Below are 15,311 nucleotides of genomic sequence, written 5' to 3' on the forward strand. Positions count from 1 at the left end.
GATGGACGCGGCTTCAGTCCGTACGCAAGGAGGCAGCGACGTGGCCGAGCAGCAGTCGCCGGAGACCCCGGAAGACGAGCAGCCGAACGAGGGACGGAAGAACAGTCTGGAACCCGGTGTGTCCGACGAGCTCGCGGAGAACATGAAGTCGGGGTGGGCCGACACCGAGCGGCGTGACCTCGAACCCATCGAGCAGGCCGGGCAGACCGCCCGCCGCCGAGCGGCGCTGTCCGAGCGCTTCCCCGGCGAGCGGCTGGTCGTCCCGGCCGGACGGCTCAAGACCCGCTCCAACGACACGGAGTACCCCTTCCGTGCGTCGGTGGAGTACGTCTACCTCACCGGGAACCAGACGGAGGACAGCGTCCTCGTCATGGAGCCCCGGCCGGAGGGCGGCCACGACGCGACGCTCTACCTGCTGCCCCGCTCGAACCGGGAGAACGGCGAGTTCTGGCTGGACGGCCAGGGCGAGCTGTGGGTCGGCCGGCGCAACAGCCTGACCGAGGGCGAGCAGCTGTACGGCCTGCCGTGCGCGGACGTCCGCGAGGTCGCCGGGAAGCTGCGGGAGGCCACCGGCCCCGTGCGCGTCGTGCGCGGCCACGACGCGGAGGTGGAGAAGGCGCTCACCGACAAGGTCACGGCCGAGCGGGACGAGGAGCTGCGGGTTCACCTCTCCGAGGCGCGGCTCGTGAAGGACGACTTCGAGGTCGGCGAGCTGCAGAAGGCCGTGGACTCCACGGTGCGCGGCTTCGAGGACGTCGTCCGGGTGCTCGACAAGGCGGAGGCCACGTCCGAGCGCTACATCGAGGGAACGTTCTTCCTGCGCGCCCGCGTCGAGGGCAACGACATCGGGTACGGCTCGATCTGCGCCGCCGGTCCGCACGCCACGACCCTGCACTGGGTGCGCAACGACGGACCGGTGCGCTCGGGCGACCTGCTGCTGCTCGACGCCGGCGTCGAGACGCACACCCTGTACACGGCCGACGTCACGCGCACGATGCCGGTGAACGGCACGTTCACCGAGCTCCAGCGCACGATCTACGACGCGGTGTACGAGGCGCAGGAGGCGGGGATCGCGGCCGTGCGGCCCGGCGCGAAGTACCTGGACTTCCACCACGCCGCCCAGCGGGTCCTGGCGGAGAAGCTGGTCGAGTGGGGACTGCTGGAGGGCCCGGTGGAGCGGGTTCTAGAGCTGGGTCTCCAGCGCCGGTGGACGTTGCACGGCACCGGCCACATGCTCGGCCTCGACGTGCACGACTGCGCCGCCGCCCGCCGCGAGTTCTACGCGGAGGGCACGCTGGAGCCGGGCATGTGCCTGACCGTGGAGCCCGGCCTGTACTTCCAGCCGGACGACCTGACCGTGCCCGAGGAGTACCGGGGCATCGGCGTCCGCATCGAGGACGACATCCTCGTCACCGAGGACGGCAACCGGAACATGTCGGCGGGGCTGCCGCGCACCTCGGCCGACGTCGAGGCGTGGATGGCCCGCCTGCGCGGCTGAGCCGCCTGCGGACGGGGACCGTCCCGTCAGGGAGGGCCCGGCCGGGAGATCGGCCGGGCCCTCCGCATGTCGGGGGTCTCCGCGCGGGGTCGGCACGGGGCGGGGTCAGACGCGGCTCCAGCGGGCCAGCGCCAGGGAGAAGGCGCCGAAGAGGGCGAGGCCGACGGAGACCGCCACCAGCAGCCAGGGACCCGCCGGGGTGTCGGCGAACGAGCGCAGGGTCTGGTCGACGCCCTTGGCCTGGTCGGCGTCGGAGGCCAGCGCCGCCCGGCCGAGGAAGACACCGGCCACGATGAAGACGGCCCCCCGGCTCACGCTGCCCGCGACGCCGAGCACGTCGACCGTGCGGCGCGTGGTGCGCGACATGGCCGAACGTTTCAGCTCCTCCCGGAACTTCCGCTTCAGCCCCTTCCAGGCGATGTAGCACCCGGCGCCCACGACCACGAGGCACGCGGCGCCCACCAGCCACCGGCCCGCCGGAAGCTCCAGGGCCCGTGCGGTGAGGTCCTGCGACTGCTCGTCGCTGGAGCCACTGCCCTTCTCCCCGGCCGCGAACAGCAGGACGGAGGTGGCGAGCACCGTGTAGACGGCGAAGCGGGCCGCCGACACGAGCCGCCGGGACGGCTTCCGGCCGCCGCTCCCCGCCGCGCCGAACAGCGCCTCGGCCAGGCGCCACACCGCCATGCCGACGAGTCCGAGGCCGATCGCCCACACGACGACGCGGCCGAAGGGCTGCTCGGCGACCTGCCGCAGCGCCCCCGACTGGTCCGCCTCCTCCCCGCCGCCTCCGAAGGCGATCTGGAGCGCCAGCAGCCCGACGAGCAGGTAGATCACGCCACGGGCGGCCAGGCCCCAGCGGGCGGCGGCGTCCATCGCGGAACTCCCGGCCGTGCGTCGGGCGGCGGCCCGGCCCTTCCGCGCAGCGGTCCCGACACTCATCCGGCGGCCCTCCCTGTGGTGGTGCGGCGCGGTATGCCTGTGCCGCGCCGGTGCAGAGCTGCGTCTGCCCCGGCGGCCCCGCCGGAAACGCCGCACCCGCCCGGCCCGCCGCTCCCCGGGGCTCGCCTGAACGGAGCACGTCCGGTGGTCCCGGGGTGTCGCAGCGGGTGACATGGCACGTGGCACGTCCGACGCCTTCCGCGTGTCCCGAGGAGCAGCACCATGCGTATACCGACCCTCCCGACCCTGACCGCAGCCACCGCCCTCGCCGCCACCGCCGTGCTGGGCGCCGCCGCCGGGGCCCCGGCGGCGGATGGAGACGGCGACGGTGACCTGCCCGGCACCGGGAACGAGCGGGGCCGTGGCGTCGTCGTGCAGCCGACCCGGGTGGCGCCGGGCGGCGACTTCTCCGTCTTCGACGGCGGCAACTGCGCGGCCGAGACCGGCACGGCCTCCTTCGTCCCGCCGCCCGGCGGGACCCGGCTGCCCGACCTGCGGCTGGAACCGCTGAGCAACATGATCGGCGCGGTGAGCGCCCTGCCGAAGGACGCGGAGCCCGGGTACTACAAGGTCACGGTGGAGTGCGACGACGGCGCGGGCCCGTTCACGGGCAGCTTCACCGTGACGAAGCCCGGTCGTGACGACGGCGACCGCGACCGCACCGACGACCCCGCCACCCGTCACGAGGACGGGGACGCCGGCGCGCAGCCGCAGGGCGAGGCGCAGGCCGGTCCGGAGGCGGACCGGCGGCACCAGGACCGGCACGACGAGTCCGCGCCCGGTCAGGACGGGGAACACGAGCGCGGCGCCGCCGAGGAGGACGTCCGCGCGGGCGAGGCCGGGCACGAGGCGTCCGGGACGGCGGCCCCGGCGCGGCGCGGGGACGGGGAGCACGGCGACGCGGCGGCGGACCACCGCGAGGACCGCGTCCGGGACACCGGCGCCACGGAACCGCAGGCCCACCGCACGCCGGTCGCCACTCCGCCCCGGGGCGGTGTGGCGACGGGCGTCGGCGGCAGCGCCACGTCCGACACGACCGCCTGGGGCCTCGGCGGGGCGGGCGTGCTCGCACTCATCGGTGGCGCACTCTGGTACCGCCGCCACGGACGGGCCTGAGCCCCGGAGCACCGGACGGGCCGCCGCGGGAGACCCCCGCGGCGGCCCGTGGCCGACCGCCCTCCTGGCGACGCGCACGCGTGACCGTCGTGGAGAGGGAGAGACGTGCTGGAAGAGGCACTCGTCGCGGGCGGCTGGGGGCTGCTGGCGGGCTCGGCACTGCTGATCGGCGCCTTCGTCGGCTACGACCTGCGGGTGCCGGCCCGAGTCGTGGCCCTGGTCATGGCCTTCGGCAGCGGCGTCCTGATCTCGGCGATCTCCTTCGACCTCGTCGCGGACGCGGACGAACGCGGGGGCCTGACGCCGACGCTGCTGGGCGCCCTGGCCGGCGCGGTCCTGTACACGGGGGCGAACGTGCTCCTGGCCCGCCGAGGCGCCCGGCACCGCAAGCGCTCCGGCGGCCAGCAGCCGTCCGAGGCGGAACGGCCCGGTTCCGGCAACGCCATCGCGCTGGGCGCCCTGCTGGACGGCATCCCGGAGTCGGTCGTGATCGGGGCCAGCCTGATCGGCGGCGGCGGGGTCGGCGCGGCGACGGTCGCGGCCGTGTTCATCAGCAACGTGCCGGAGGGCCTGTCCAGTTCGGCGGGGATGCGCAGGTCGGGGCGCGAGCGTCGCTACGTGTTCGGGCTGTGGGGCGGGATCACGGTGATCAGCGGCATGTCCGCGCTGCTGGGCCGCACCGTGCTGGGCACGATGCCGGACGCCGCGCTGGCCGCCGTCAGCGCGCTCGCGGCCGGGGCGATCCTGTCGATGATCGCGGACACGATGATCCCCGAGGCGTTCGAGAAGGCGCACCTGCTCACCGGGCTGGTGACCGTGCTCGGCTTCCTCGCAGCCTTCGCGCTGTCGCAGAGCTGACACCGGGTGGTGTGCGTCCGGCCCGCGGCGACGGGCCGGACGCACACCTCGAGGACGCGCTGCGGAGCGCGGCGGGTTCCGCCGTCTCAGCCCACCGCCGGAGTGGAGCCGACGAGCTCCTCCAGGACGTCGCCCATGGTGACGAAGCCGAGGACGGCCCCCTTGTCACCGGTGACGGCGGCCAGGTGCGTACCCGCCGCCCGCATGGCGGTGAGCGCGTCGTCCAGCGGCGTGTCGATGCGGACCCGGATCACCGTGTGCAGCGCGCCGCGCGGGTACGGCTTGTCCCGGGGCACCCCGAGGGCGTCCTTGATGTGCAGGTAGCCCAGCACCGTGCCGCCGGGGCCCGCCACCGGGAAGCGGGAGAACCCGGAGGTCGTCGCCGCCCGTTCGAGCTGCGCCGGGGTGACGCCGTGGCCGACGGTCACCATGCGGCCGAAGGGCACGATGACGGTGCCGACGGGGCGGCGCCCCAGCTCCAGGGCGTCCCGCAGCCGCGCGCTGTCGCCCGGCTCCAGGAGCCCCGCCGCGCGGGAGTCCTCGACGAGACGGGCCAGTTCGTCGTCGGTGAAGACGGAGGCCACCTCGTCCTTGGGCTCCACGCGCAGCATCCGCAGCAGCACGTTGGCCAGCTTGTTGATGCCGAAGACGACCGGCCGCATGACGCGGGTGAGGCCGACCAGCGCCGGGCCGAGCACGAGCGCGGTGCGCTCGGGTGCGGCCAGCGCGATGTTCTTCGGCACCATCTCGCCGATGAGCATGTGCAGGTACGTCGCCAGCGTCAGGGCGATGGCGAACGCGATCGGGTGCACCAGCGCCGCCGGCACGTTGAGCGCCTCGAACGGCGGCTCCAGCAGGTGCGCGATGGCCGGTTCGGCGACCATGCCGAGCACGAGCGAGGAGACGGTGATGCCCAGCTGGGCCGTGGCCATGAGCACGGAGACGTGCTCCAGGCCCCACAGCACCGTGCGGGCACGCTTGTCGCCCGCCCGGGCCAGCGGCTCGATCTGGCTGCGGCGCACGGAGATCAGGGCGAACTCGGCGCCGACGAAGAAGGCGTTGGTGAACAGCGTGAGCACGCCGATGGTGAGTTGCAGCGCGGTCATCGGGCGTCCTCCAGGCTGCGCGCACGACCGGCCTCGGCGTCGGCGTCGGCCGGCACGCCGGGGGCGGCGTCGGTGGCGGCGGTGTCGGCGGCGGGGGCCACGTGCCGGGGCACGGACGCGGGGCCGGTGGCCGCCGACGGGTCGGCGTCCCGCGGGCCGGTGATGCGGATGCGGTCCGCACGGTGGTGCTCGGTCTCCAGGACCGTCAGCTCCCAGCCGTCCAGCAGCACCCGGTCGCCCTTGTCGGGGATGCGCTCCAGCCGGGTCGCGATGAGCCCGGCCAGCGTCTCGTACGGGCCCTCGGGGGCGTCCAGGCCGATGTCGGCCAGCTCGTCCATGCGGACGCTGCCCTCCGCGTCCCACACCGGCTGCCCGGCACCCGTGCTTCCGGTGGGGAGCAGGCCCGGGTGCTCCTCCGGATCGTGCTCGTCCCGCACCTCGCCGACGACCTCCTCGACGATGTCCTCCAGCGTCGCGACACCGGCGGTGCCGCCGTACTCGTCCACGACGACGGCCATGGTGCGGCTGCCGCGCAGCCGGTCCAGCAGCCGGTCCACCGGGAGGCTGTCCGGGACGAACAGCGGCTCGGCGGCCAGCTCCCCCACCGGGGTGAAGCCGCGCTGCGCCTCGTCCAGCGCCAGCACGTCCCGTACGTGGACGATGCCGATCACCTCGTCGAGTGACTCGCGGTAGACGGGGAAGCGGGACAGGCCGGTGGCGAGGGTGAGGTTCGCCGCGTCGGCGGCGGTCGCCCGCACCTCCAGGGCCTTGACGTCCACCCGGGGCGTCATGACGTTCTCGGCGGTCAGCTCGCTCAGGTGCAGGGTGCGCACGAACAGCTCGGCGGAGTCCGGCTCGATGGCGCCTTCGGCCGCCGAGTGCTGGGCGAGGGCGATCAGCTCGGCCGGGGTGCGGGCCGAGGCCAGCTCCTCGGCGGGCTCCAGGCCCATGCGGCGCAGGAGCCGGTTGGCCGTCTCGTTGAGGTGGTGGATCAGGGGGGAGAAGACGGCCGTGAAGCCGCGCTGCGGCCCGGCGACGACCTTGGCCACGGCCAGCGGCCGGGAGATCGCCCAGTTCTTCGGCACGAGCTCACCGATGACCATGAGGACCACCGTGGAGATGACCACGCCGAGGGCGAGCGCCACGGAGGACGCGACACCGCCGGGCAGACCGGCCGACCGCAGCGGGCCGCGCAGCAGCGCCGCGAGGGACGGCTCCGCGAGCATGCCGATGACCAGCGAGGTCACGGTGATGCCCAACTGGGCGCCGGAGAGCTGGAACGTCAGCTTCCTGACCGCGCGCAGCGCACCCTCGGCGCCGCGCTCACCGGACTCCGCGGCACGCTCCAGCGCGCCGCGCTCGACGGTGGTCAGGGAGAACTCGGCCGCCACGAAGAGGGCGCAGGCCAGAGTCAGCAGCAGGGCAAGGAGCAGAAGCAGCACTTCGGTCACCGTGCCACCCCCGCTTCCGCACGCATCGTCGGGACGCAGGGCCTGGCACGGCCGGTACTGGGAGGTTCGCCCATGACGGGACTACGGCTCCTTTCGGTGAGGCGGGTGGCCGGTCATGGGGACCAGCCGGATCCGTGGGTCGGCCGCCGGTGGGGAACCACCGTACGGCCGGAACTCTGGTATGCCCGCTGCAATCAATTCCTATCCGGGCATAGTAAAGGAAACGCAAATATTCGCGCGTGGTCCGTGCCACACTCTGAGGCGAACGGGGCATCGACGGCTTCGAAAGCAAGAACCGGCCCGGGTGCCCCCGGATTCCCCGCCCGCCGCGCACCGACCGTCCGACCAGGGCTTCGGCCCGGCGGTGGCGGTGCCACGCGGCGGGCCGTCGGGCACCGCCTCTCCGGCGCCCCTCACCGGCCGTGCGCGGCCGGTCACCGGGCCGGAGGCTCCGCGTGCGGCCCGGTTCAAGATCACGGATCTGCCGTTCCGGGCCTACCTGTTGGTACTGTCCCCTTTCGCGCCTGCCGCCTCCTCTCTGTGCGGCCCCCACGGCGCGCGCGGAACCCGGTCCGGCGCCCCACCGTCCTTCCGGGCACGATGTGCAGCTGTCATGGTCAGGCCTGCCCGGCCGGGGCCCGAACCCCGGCTGGTTCTCCGGGCGTGGCAGGCCCCGAACGGCAGGAAAGGTTTGGACGTGGGTATACACAGCGCGTCCCGGGCGGCCCGGAACACCACGGCGGCCGCGGAGGACGGTGAGCCGGAGGCCGGCCGCCGGGAGCGTCGCCGGGGCCGCAGGGCGCCACGTTCGACGCGCCGCCGCGCCCTGCTCTGGACGGCGGGGACGCTCGCGGTGCTGCTCGTCGCCGGCACCGGTGTCGGCGCCTACCTGTACCAGCGTCTCGACGGCAACATCCAGGGCTACGACATCGAGGACGACCTCGGCGACAACCGCCCGGTCAACCTGAGCCCGGGGGCGAAGAACATCCTCGTCGTCGGCTCGGACAGCCGTGAGGGCACCGGTGGCGAGTACGGCTCGGGCTTCGAGACCATGCAGTCGGACACGCTGATGCTCGTGCACATCGCGGCGAACCGCGAGTGGGCGACCGTCGTGTCCCTGCCGCGCGACTCCTGGGTGGAGATCCCCTCCTGCGACCAGGGCGACGGCCAGACGTCCAAGCCCCACCACGCGAAGATCAACTCGGCCTTCGCCATCGGCGGGTTGACCGGTGAGGTCAAGGGGGCTCTGACCTGCGCCGTGAAGGCGGTCGAGCAGAACACCGGGCTGCGCGTCGACCACTTCATGTCGCTGGACTTCAACGGTTTCAAGGGCATGGTCGACGCGCTGGACGGGGTCGAGGTCTGCCCGGAGCAGGCGATCCGGGACAAGAAGGCCAACCTCGACCTGGAGGCCGGCTGCCAGACGCTGGACGGCGAGGACTCCCTCGGCTACGTCCGCACCCGCTACGGCGTCGGGGACGGAAGCGACATCGGCCGCATCGGACGTCAGCAGGACTTCCTCAAGACGCTGGCGGAGAAGGCCCGGTCGAAACTGACGGACCCGAAGGCCCTCTTCGACTTCCTGGAGGCCTTCACCTCCAACCTCGCCACGGACCGGGCGATGGCCGGGATCGACCCGCTGCGCAAGCTGGCCACCAGCGTGCAGGGCATCCCCTCGGACCGGCTGACCTTCCTCACCGTGCCGAACTACCCCCGGGAGCTGGACCACCCCACCGACCGGGCGAACGTCGTGTGGCAGTACCCCCAGGCCGACACCCTGTTCACCCGCCTCGCGAACGACGAGGAGGTGGACAAGAAGGAGCTGACGAAGAGCGCGGAGGAGAGCCAGGACGTGCGGCCCTCCACCACCCGGGTCCAGGTGCTCAACGGCACGGACACCCCGGGCCGGGCGGGCGAGGTCGCCGAGGAACTGCGCCGGGCCGGCTTCCAGGTCGTCGCCACGGGCAACGCCGAGGAGCCCGCGACGGAGACGACCGTCCGGTTCCCGGAGGGGCTGGACGTCCACGCCGACGCCCTCGCCGGACGCCTCCAGGACGCGGCCGTCTCCGCCGACGGCACCGCGACGCCCGGGCTGCTGACCCTCGTGATCGGCTCGGACTTCACGGGCCTGCGCGGCTGACCGCCTCGCCGCACCGGGCGCGCCGTGGCCTGTCTGACAGACAGGCCCTACGCGTCGCGCAGGTCCTGCGGCGGGGAGGCCGGGGGCACCGGCTCGGCGTCCAGCGCGCGCCGGTACTCCAGGGCCTGCGCTTCGGCCAGGTACGGCGACAGCCGCAGCAGCACGCGTCCCGAGAGGTAGCCGCGCTCGGCCTTCGGCGGGATGCCGAGGGCGTCGCGCTGCAGCTGCTCCGCCCGGGCCCGCGCGGACGCGGCGTCGGGGAAGACCTCGATCACGCCGCCGAGCGCCACGCTGCCGGGGTCGTTGTCGACGACCAGGCCACCGTTGACCCTGCGGTCCTCGAACGTCAGCTTGCTGCGGTACCCGTCGGCACGGCCGAGCAGCCGGTCCGGGTCGCTGCCGCGCGTGAGGGACCGGTAGCCCTCGACCGGCAGCCCGGCCCGCTGGAGGCGGCGCAACGCCGCCTCGGCCTCCGCCGTCACGGGGGTGACGGCCGGGGCGCGGCCGTCGGGCGGCGAGGCGGCGGGGGGCGGCGGGGCGTCCGCGCCGGTCAGCCCCGCGGGGAAGGCGGTGAGGGCGACGGCGGCCCCGGCGAGCACCAGTGCCGCGCCCAGCAGAGCGGTCGCCCGGCCCGCGCGCGTCGTGCCCGTCGGTCGCGTCGGCCGCCTCGTCGGCGTGGTCGGCGTTGTCGGTGTCCTGCCGCCCGTCCGGCCCGTCGCCGTGCTGTCGTCCATGTTCTCGTCACCACCCCTGCGCGGCCCGCCCCTTCGGCCCTTGGCAGGGTAATGCGTGAGCGGCCTCCCGGTGGCCCGACCGTGCCGGAGCGGAGATGATCCGCGTATGAGCGCACCCTCGGACGGCCCGGCTCCCGCCGGTGCCCTGCGGCTCTCGGCGCGGCAGGGCCGCTGGGTGCTGTTCACCACCGTGCTGGGCTCGGGCATGGCGATGCTCGACAGCACCGTCGTGAACGTGGCCCTCCCGCGCATCGGTGCCGACCTCGACGCCGACCTCGGCGCGCTCCAGTGGACCGTCAACGCCTACATGCTCACCCTCGCGGGGCTCATCCTCCTCGGCGGCGCGCTCGGCGACCGCTACGGACGGCGCCGCGTCTTCCTCGTCGGCGTCGTCTGGTTCACGCTGGCCTCGGTGCTGTGCGGGCTGGCGTGGAACGCGGGCGTGCTGGTCGCCGCTCGCGCCCTGCAGGGGGTCGGCGGCGCCCTGCTGACGCCCGGCTCCCTCGCGCTCATCCAGGCCACGTTCCGCCCCGGCGACCGGGCGCGCGCGGTCGGCGCCTGGTCCGGTCTCGGCGGTGTGGCGGCAGCCGTCGGCCCCTTCCTCGGCGGCTGGCTGGTGGACGCCTTCGGCTGGCGCTGGGTGTTCCTGCTCAACGTGCCGCTGGCCCTGCTGTGCGTCCCGGTGGCGTTGCGGCACGTGCCGGAGTCCCGCGATCCGGCCGCCGAGGGGCGGTTCGACTACGCCGGGGCCGCGCTGGCCGCCCTGGCGCTGGGCGGCGTCACCTACGCCATGATCGCGGCGCCGGAGGACGGGGCGTCGCCCGTGGTCATCGGAGCGGCGGTGGCGGGTGTCGTCCTCGGGGCCCTGTTCGTCCGGCTGGAGCGGCGGCTGGCGGCGCCGATGGTGCCGCCGGCCGTCTTCGCGTCCCGGCAGTTCACGGCCGTCAACGCGGTGACGCTGTGCGTGTACGCGGCGTTCGGCGGCTTCTTCTTCCTCTCCGTCGTGCAGTTCCAGGTCTCGCTGGGTTACTCGGCGCTCGCGGCGGGTACGGCGCTGCTGCCCACCACGATCCTGATGCTGCTGCTCTCGGCGCGGGCCGGGGAACTGGGCCAGCGGATCGGGCCGCGCATCCCCCTCACGCTCGGGCCGCTGCTGTGCGCGGCCGGCATGCTGCTGATGGCCCGGGTCGGGCCGGGCGCCTCCTACGCCACCGACGTGCTGCCCGCGCTGCTGGTGCTCGGCGCGGGCATGGTGCTGCTGGTGGCTCCCCTCACGGCGACGGTGCTGGCGTCCGTGGACGTCGCCCGCGCCGGGCTCGCCAGCGGCGTCAACAACGCCGTCGCCCGCGCGGCCGGGCTGCTCGCCGTGGCGGCCCTGCCGCTGCTGGCGGGCATGGGGCCCGACTCCTACCGCGACCCGGAGGTGTTCGACGCGGCGTTCCGGCGCTCGATGGTCTACTGCGCGGTCATCCTGGTCGTCGGGGCGGTGCTCGCCTGGCTGACCGTCCACCGCGACGTGCTGGAGACCGGCGACCACGCCCCGGACGCGGCCCCGGCCGGGGAGCACCCGTGCACCGCCGAGTGCCGGACCCACTGCGGCGTCACCTCACCGCCGCTGGACCCGGGCTCTCCCGCACCACCCCCGGAGCGGGACCCCGAGCCGGACCACCGGTGAACGTCCGCGTCAGGCCGAGAGAAGCGGCGCGTCGTCACGCCACTTGAGGATCTTGTCGAACGTGACGACGGCACCCTCCTCGGGGCCGTTGCGGAAGCGGACGCGGTCGGCGAGGGCGTTGATGAGGAAGAGCCCGCGGCCGTGCTCGGCGTCGTGCGGCCCGGTGGCACCGGCCGGGAAGGCCGGGGGCACGAAGCCGGGGCCGTGGTCGGTGACCTCGATCCGGCAGATCTCGCCGTTCAGGTACGCCGTGACCTGGTAGTCCTCCGCGCGGTCCGGGCCGCCGCCGTGTTCGACGGCGTTGGCGCACGCTTCGGACAGGGCCAGGGAGAGTTCGTAGGCGATGTCCGGTTCGACCCCGGCGGTTTCCATCGCACCGAGCAGGAGCCGCCGCGCGAGCGGCACGCTCGCGGCCTCACGCCGCAGGTGCAGAGACCACCAGATGCTCATGCTTCAGCCTCCTGGCTGCGGCTCGACGAACCGAGGCTTGACATACGGATACGTATTGCCCTTCTCAGCGGACCGTAAGCATGAGCGTCGTGGCACAACGCTCATTCGGCCGATGTCGCGCGGGAAGGGGCCAAACGGACCCTGCGCACCGTGCCGCACGCCCCCTGGTGAGATGATGTGCCCGCCATGGGTGTGCCCGTCGCGCGCGCGAGCGCCGATCTGCGACTTCTGAGGGCCGCGGTGTTCACCGCGGCCTGTGTCGCGCTGTCCTCGGCGGGGCACGTGCTGGCCGCCGGAGCGACGCTCCCCGTGTGGACGTTCGGGGTCGCCGCCGCGCTCGTGTTCGCCCTCGCGCTTCCCCTGGCCGGGCGGGAGCGTTCCCTGCCGGGGATCGCCGCCGCGCTCGCGGCCGGGCAGCTCGGGCTGCACCTGCTCTTCTCCGCCGCGCAGGTCCACGCGACGCCCGCGTCGGGCGGCGAGCCCCCCGGAGAAGGCGGCCTCGCCGCCCTCGCCCGGAGCGTCCTGTGCAACGACGCCAAGGCCGGGTCGCTGACGGACAGCGAGGCACGGCGGGTCCTGGACGACGCGGGGATCGGCCCCACCGCCCCGGACCTCGCCGCCGCCCCCGGTCCCGGCGCGGCGTCGGCGAGCCACGAGAGCGCCGCCTTCCTCGACCTGGCGTCGTGGCCGATGCTGTGCGGTCACCTGCTGGCCGCGCTGGCCGCCGGATGGCTGCTGCGGCGCGGTGACACCGCGCTGTGGCGGCTGCTGCGGCTGTCGGCGACGGCGGTCGACGGCCTGCTGCTGCGCTCCCTGCGGGCGGCGCTGGCCTGGCTGCGCGGTACGGCGTCCGTCGCGCCCGCGGCCCTCGGCGTTCCGGTGGGGAGCGCTCACGACGACGTACCGGACGAGCCGCAGGCGCTGCGGCACTCCGTCGTCCGGCGCGGCCCGCCGCCGCCCGTCCCCGGCTACGCGCTCGCGGCCTGACGCAGCCCCTTTCTGACGTTCCTCCTGATACGTCCCCGTTCACCGGGCGGTTCTCCGCTCACGGGATGACGGACTTCACCGATGGGGCGAGCGGAACGGCATGCGCGCGCGTACGTTCACCGTTCTCCTCGTGCCCGGCCGTGGCCACCCGGCGGTACGCCCTTCCGGGCGGCGCCCACGGGGCGGGTCCGCGCACGCTCCCCTCCGTCGTCCTCATCTCTGGAGTGTTCACCTTGATGAACGCAGTCCCGCGCCGGTTCGCCGCCGCTGCCGCCCTGGCCTCCGCCGCCGTCCTCGCCACGGCGGGCCCGGCCCTCGCCCACGTCACCGTCGACCCCCAGTCCGCTCCCGGGGGCGGCTACGCCACCGTCAACTTCAAGGTGCCGAACGAACGCGACGACGCCTCGACCGTGAAGCTGGAGGTCACCCTGCCGACGGACCACCCGCTCGCCTCGGTCATGCCGGAGCCCGTGCCGGGCTGGAAGGCCACGGTGGAGGACGGCAAGCTCGAGAAGCCGATCGAGGTGCACGGCGAGGAGATCGACGAGGCGCCCAGCAAGATCACCTGGACGGCGGACGGTGACGGCATCGCGCCCGGCACCTTCCAGCGGTTCCCCGTCTCCGTCGGCCGCCTGCCGCAGGACGCCGACCGGCTCGTCTTCAAGGCCGTCCAGACCTACGACAGCGACGAGGTCGTGCGCTGGATCGAGGTGCCGGAGGAGGGCGGCGAGGCGCCCGACAGCCCGGCGCCCGTCCTGAAGCTCACCGCGTCCGAGGACGGTCACCACGGCGGCGGCCCCGGCGAGGCGTCGGACGCGGACGACGCCGAACCGGCAGCCGAGACGTCCGCCGCCGACGACGGGGACGGCGGCACGGACTCCACCGCGCGCGTCCTCGCCGTCATCGGCATCGTCGTCGGACTCGGCGGCCTCGCGTTCGGCGCGTACGCCGGGCGCCGCCGCAACGCCTGACGGACCGTAGGCCCCCGGCGGTGGTTCCGGTCCGGCCCGGCGACGGGCCGGACCGGCGTCACCCGCCCCGTCCCCCAGCACCGCACCTCCCCGGCCCGCCGGCCGGGGGACAACGCAAGGAACGTCTCATGCACAGCAGCTCCACCCCTCCGCGCCGAGGGCGCCTCCACCGCGCCGGTGTCGCCCTCGGCACCGCCGCCGTCCTGGCTCTCGGCCTCGCCGCCTGCGGCGGATCGGACGGCACCGGGGACGAGGACCGGTCCGTCGCCGAGGTGTCCGGCGCCGCCGACACCGAGCAGGGCACCGTGCTCAGCAAGCCCTTCGCCAAGCCCGACCTCGTGCTCACCGACACCGCCGGCGAGGAGTACAGCCTGGTCGAGGAGACGAAGGGGAAGCCCACCCTCATCTACTTCGGCTACACCAACTGCCCCGACGTGTGCCCGTTGACCATGGGCAACATCGCCGTCGCCGAGTCCCAGCTCGACGCGGAGCAGCGGGAGGAGCTCCAGGTCGTCTTCGTCACCACCGACCCGGACCGGGACACCCCAGAGGAGCTCGGGTCCTGGCTCAAGGGTGTGGCGCCCGGGGCCGTCGGCCTCACCGGCGACTTCGCCACCATCCAGGCCGGTGCGCGCAGCCTCGGGATCAGCGTCGAACCGTCGACCGTGAACGAGGACGGCGAGGTCGAGTCCATGCACGGCTCGCAGGTGCTGTTCTTCTCCCCCGAGGACGACAAGGCCCGCGTCCTCTACACGGAGGACGTGCCGCTGGAGACGTACGAGAAGGACCTGCCCAAGCTCGTCGAGGGGAAGCTGCCGTGACCGGGGCGAAGCGTTTCCGCACGCCCCTGGCCGCCGCGCTCGCCCTCGCCGGCTCGTTCGTCCTCTCCGCGTGCGGGTCCTCCGGCCCCGCACCGGGCGCGGTCGAGGGCAGCGCGTACATGCCCGTCCCCGTCACCGAGAAGCTCGCCGCCGGGTACCTCACGCTCACCAACGACGGCGACGAGGCGGACACGCTGACGTCCGTGACCAGCGACCTCTCCGACGACATCACGCTCCACCGCACCGTCGACAACACGATGAAGCGCGTGGAATCCTTCCCCGTCCCGGCCGACGGGCGGCTCGAACTGCGCAGGGGCGGCAATCACCTGATGTTCGCGGACCTCGAGCGCAAGCCGAGTGAGGGGGACACCGTGACCGTGACACTGCACTTCGAGACGTCCGACCCCCTCACGCTGGAGGTGCCGGTGAAGGCCGCCACCTACCGCCCGGCCTCGGACGGGGGCGGCTCCGGCGACGCGGGAGCGGCCCCCGACGAACACGAGGACCACGGGGACGGAGCGCACGAGGACCACGGAGACCACGGAGACCACCAGTGAGGTCCTGC

The 15,311-nt window shown here is 74.2% G+C and carries 14 protein-coding genes; 9 read left to right on the forward strand and 5 right to left on the reverse strand.

Annotated elements, in window-relative coordinates; genetic code table 11:
* The first annotated feature begins 1 nt into the window (after position 1).
* Positions 2-1,498, forward strand: a complete 1,497-nt coding sequence (locus V6D49_RS12315) for an aminopeptidase P family protein (RefSeq protein WP_340559528.1) — start codon at positions 2-4, stop codon at positions 1,496-1,498.
* Between the two features lie 105 nt (positions 1,499-1,603).
* On the opposite strand, the gene V6D49_RS12320 is transcribed toward V6D49_RS12315, so the two are convergent.
* The gene (locus V6D49_RS12320; RefSeq protein WP_340559529.1) at positions 1,604-2,437 is read right to left on the reverse strand and encodes a DUF1206 domain-containing protein; all 834 of its coding nucleotides are present in this window, start codon (positions 2,435-2,437) and stop codon (positions 1,604-1,606) included.
* A 222-nt stretch (positions 2,438-2,659) separates the two neighbouring features.
* Here V6D49_RS12320 and V6D49_RS12325 point away from each other — a divergent pair, with 222 nt between their 5' ends.
* Both V6D49_RS12325 and V6D49_RS12330 read left to right on the forward strand, forming a co-directional pair.
* Entirely contained in the window at positions 2,660-3,553 is an 894-nt protein-coding gene (locus tag V6D49_RS12325) for a hypothetical protein (RefSeq protein ID WP_340559531.1), read from the forward strand.
* A gap of 108 nt (positions 3,554-3,661) precedes the next feature.
* Positions 3,662-4,411, forward strand: a complete 750-nt coding sequence (locus tag V6D49_RS12330) for a ZIP family metal transporter (protein WP_340563923.1) — start codon at positions 3,662-3,664, stop codon at positions 4,409-4,411.
* An 86-nt stretch (positions 4,412-4,497) separates the two neighbouring features.
* Here the strand turns inward: V6D49_RS12330 and V6D49_RS12335 are convergent, their stop codons facing one another.
* Entirely contained in the window at positions 4,498-5,517 is a 1,020-nt protein-coding gene (locus tag V6D49_RS12335; RefSeq protein WP_340559533.1) for a hemolysin family protein, read from the reverse strand.
* Complete coding sequence (locus V6D49_RS12340) at positions 5,514-6,968, reverse strand: hemolysin family protein (RefSeq protein WP_340559535.1); 1,455 nt, start codon at positions 6,966-6,968, stop codon at positions 5,514-5,516. The genes V6D49_RS12335 and V6D49_RS12340 overlap by 4 nt, the downstream gene beginning before the upstream one ends.
* 697 nt (positions 6,969-7,665) lie before the next feature.
* Between V6D49_RS12340 and V6D49_RS12345 the strand changes: the two genes are divergently transcribed.
* A complete protein-coding gene (locus V6D49_RS12345) occupies positions 7,666-9,108 on the forward strand; it encodes an LCP family protein (RefSeq protein WP_445330512.1) in 1,443 nt (480 codons plus the stop codon).
* A 47-nt stretch (positions 9,109-9,155) separates the two neighbouring features.
* On the opposite strand, the gene V6D49_RS12350 is transcribed toward V6D49_RS12345, so the two are convergent.
* On the reverse strand, positions 9,156-9,842 hold the full coding sequence (locus V6D49_RS12350; protein WP_340559536.1) for a hypothetical protein: 687 nt from the start codon (positions 9,840-9,842) through the stop codon (positions 9,156-9,158).
* A 106-nt stretch (positions 9,843-9,948) separates the two neighbouring features.
* On the opposite strand from V6D49_RS12350, the gene V6D49_RS12355 reads away from it, so the two are divergent.
* A complete protein-coding gene (locus V6D49_RS12355) occupies positions 9,949-11,517 on the forward strand; it encodes an MFS transporter (RefSeq protein ID WP_340559538.1) in 1,569 nt (522 codons plus the stop codon).
* 9 nt (positions 11,518-11,526) lie between these two features.
* Here the strand turns inward: V6D49_RS12355 and V6D49_RS12360 are convergent, their stop codons facing one another.
* On the reverse strand, positions 11,527-11,967 hold the full coding sequence (locus V6D49_RS12360) for an ATP-binding protein (RefSeq protein WP_340559539.1): 441 nt from the start codon (positions 11,965-11,967) through the stop codon (positions 11,527-11,529).
* A gap of 186 nt (positions 11,968-12,153) precedes the next feature.
* Here V6D49_RS12360 and V6D49_RS12365 point away from each other — a divergent pair, with 186 nt between their 5' ends.
* The 4 genes from V6D49_RS12365 to V6D49_RS12380 all read left to right on the forward strand — a co-directional run bounded on the left by V6D49_RS12365 (position 12,154) and on the right by V6D49_RS12380 (position 15,303).
* Entirely contained in the window at positions 12,154-12,954 is an 801-nt protein-coding gene (locus V6D49_RS12365; protein WP_340559541.1) for a hypothetical protein, read from the forward strand.
* Positions 12,955-13,190: 236 nt separating this feature from the next.
* Entirely contained in the window at positions 13,191-13,925 is a 735-nt protein-coding gene (locus V6D49_RS12370) for a YcnI family copper-binding membrane protein (protein WP_340559542.1), read from the forward strand.
* 128 nt (positions 13,926-14,053) lie between these two features.
* Positions 14,054-14,746, forward strand: coding sequence for an SCO family protein (locus V6D49_RS12375; RefSeq protein ID WP_340559544.1), 693 nt, complete (start codon positions 14,054-14,056; stop codon positions 14,744-14,746).
* Complete coding sequence (locus tag V6D49_RS12380) at positions 14,743-15,303, forward strand: copper chaperone PCu(A)C (protein ID WP_340559546.1); 561 nt, start codon at positions 14,743-14,745, stop codon at positions 15,301-15,303. Before V6D49_RS12375 ends, V6D49_RS12380 begins: the two co-directional genes overlap by 4 nt.
* The last annotated feature ends 8 nt before the right edge of the window (positions 15,304-15,311 follow it).

This window comes from Streptomyces sp. GSL17-111 (assembly GCF_037911585.1).
Lineage (GTDB): Bacteria > Actinomycetota > Actinomycetes > Streptomycetales > Streptomycetaceae > Streptomyces.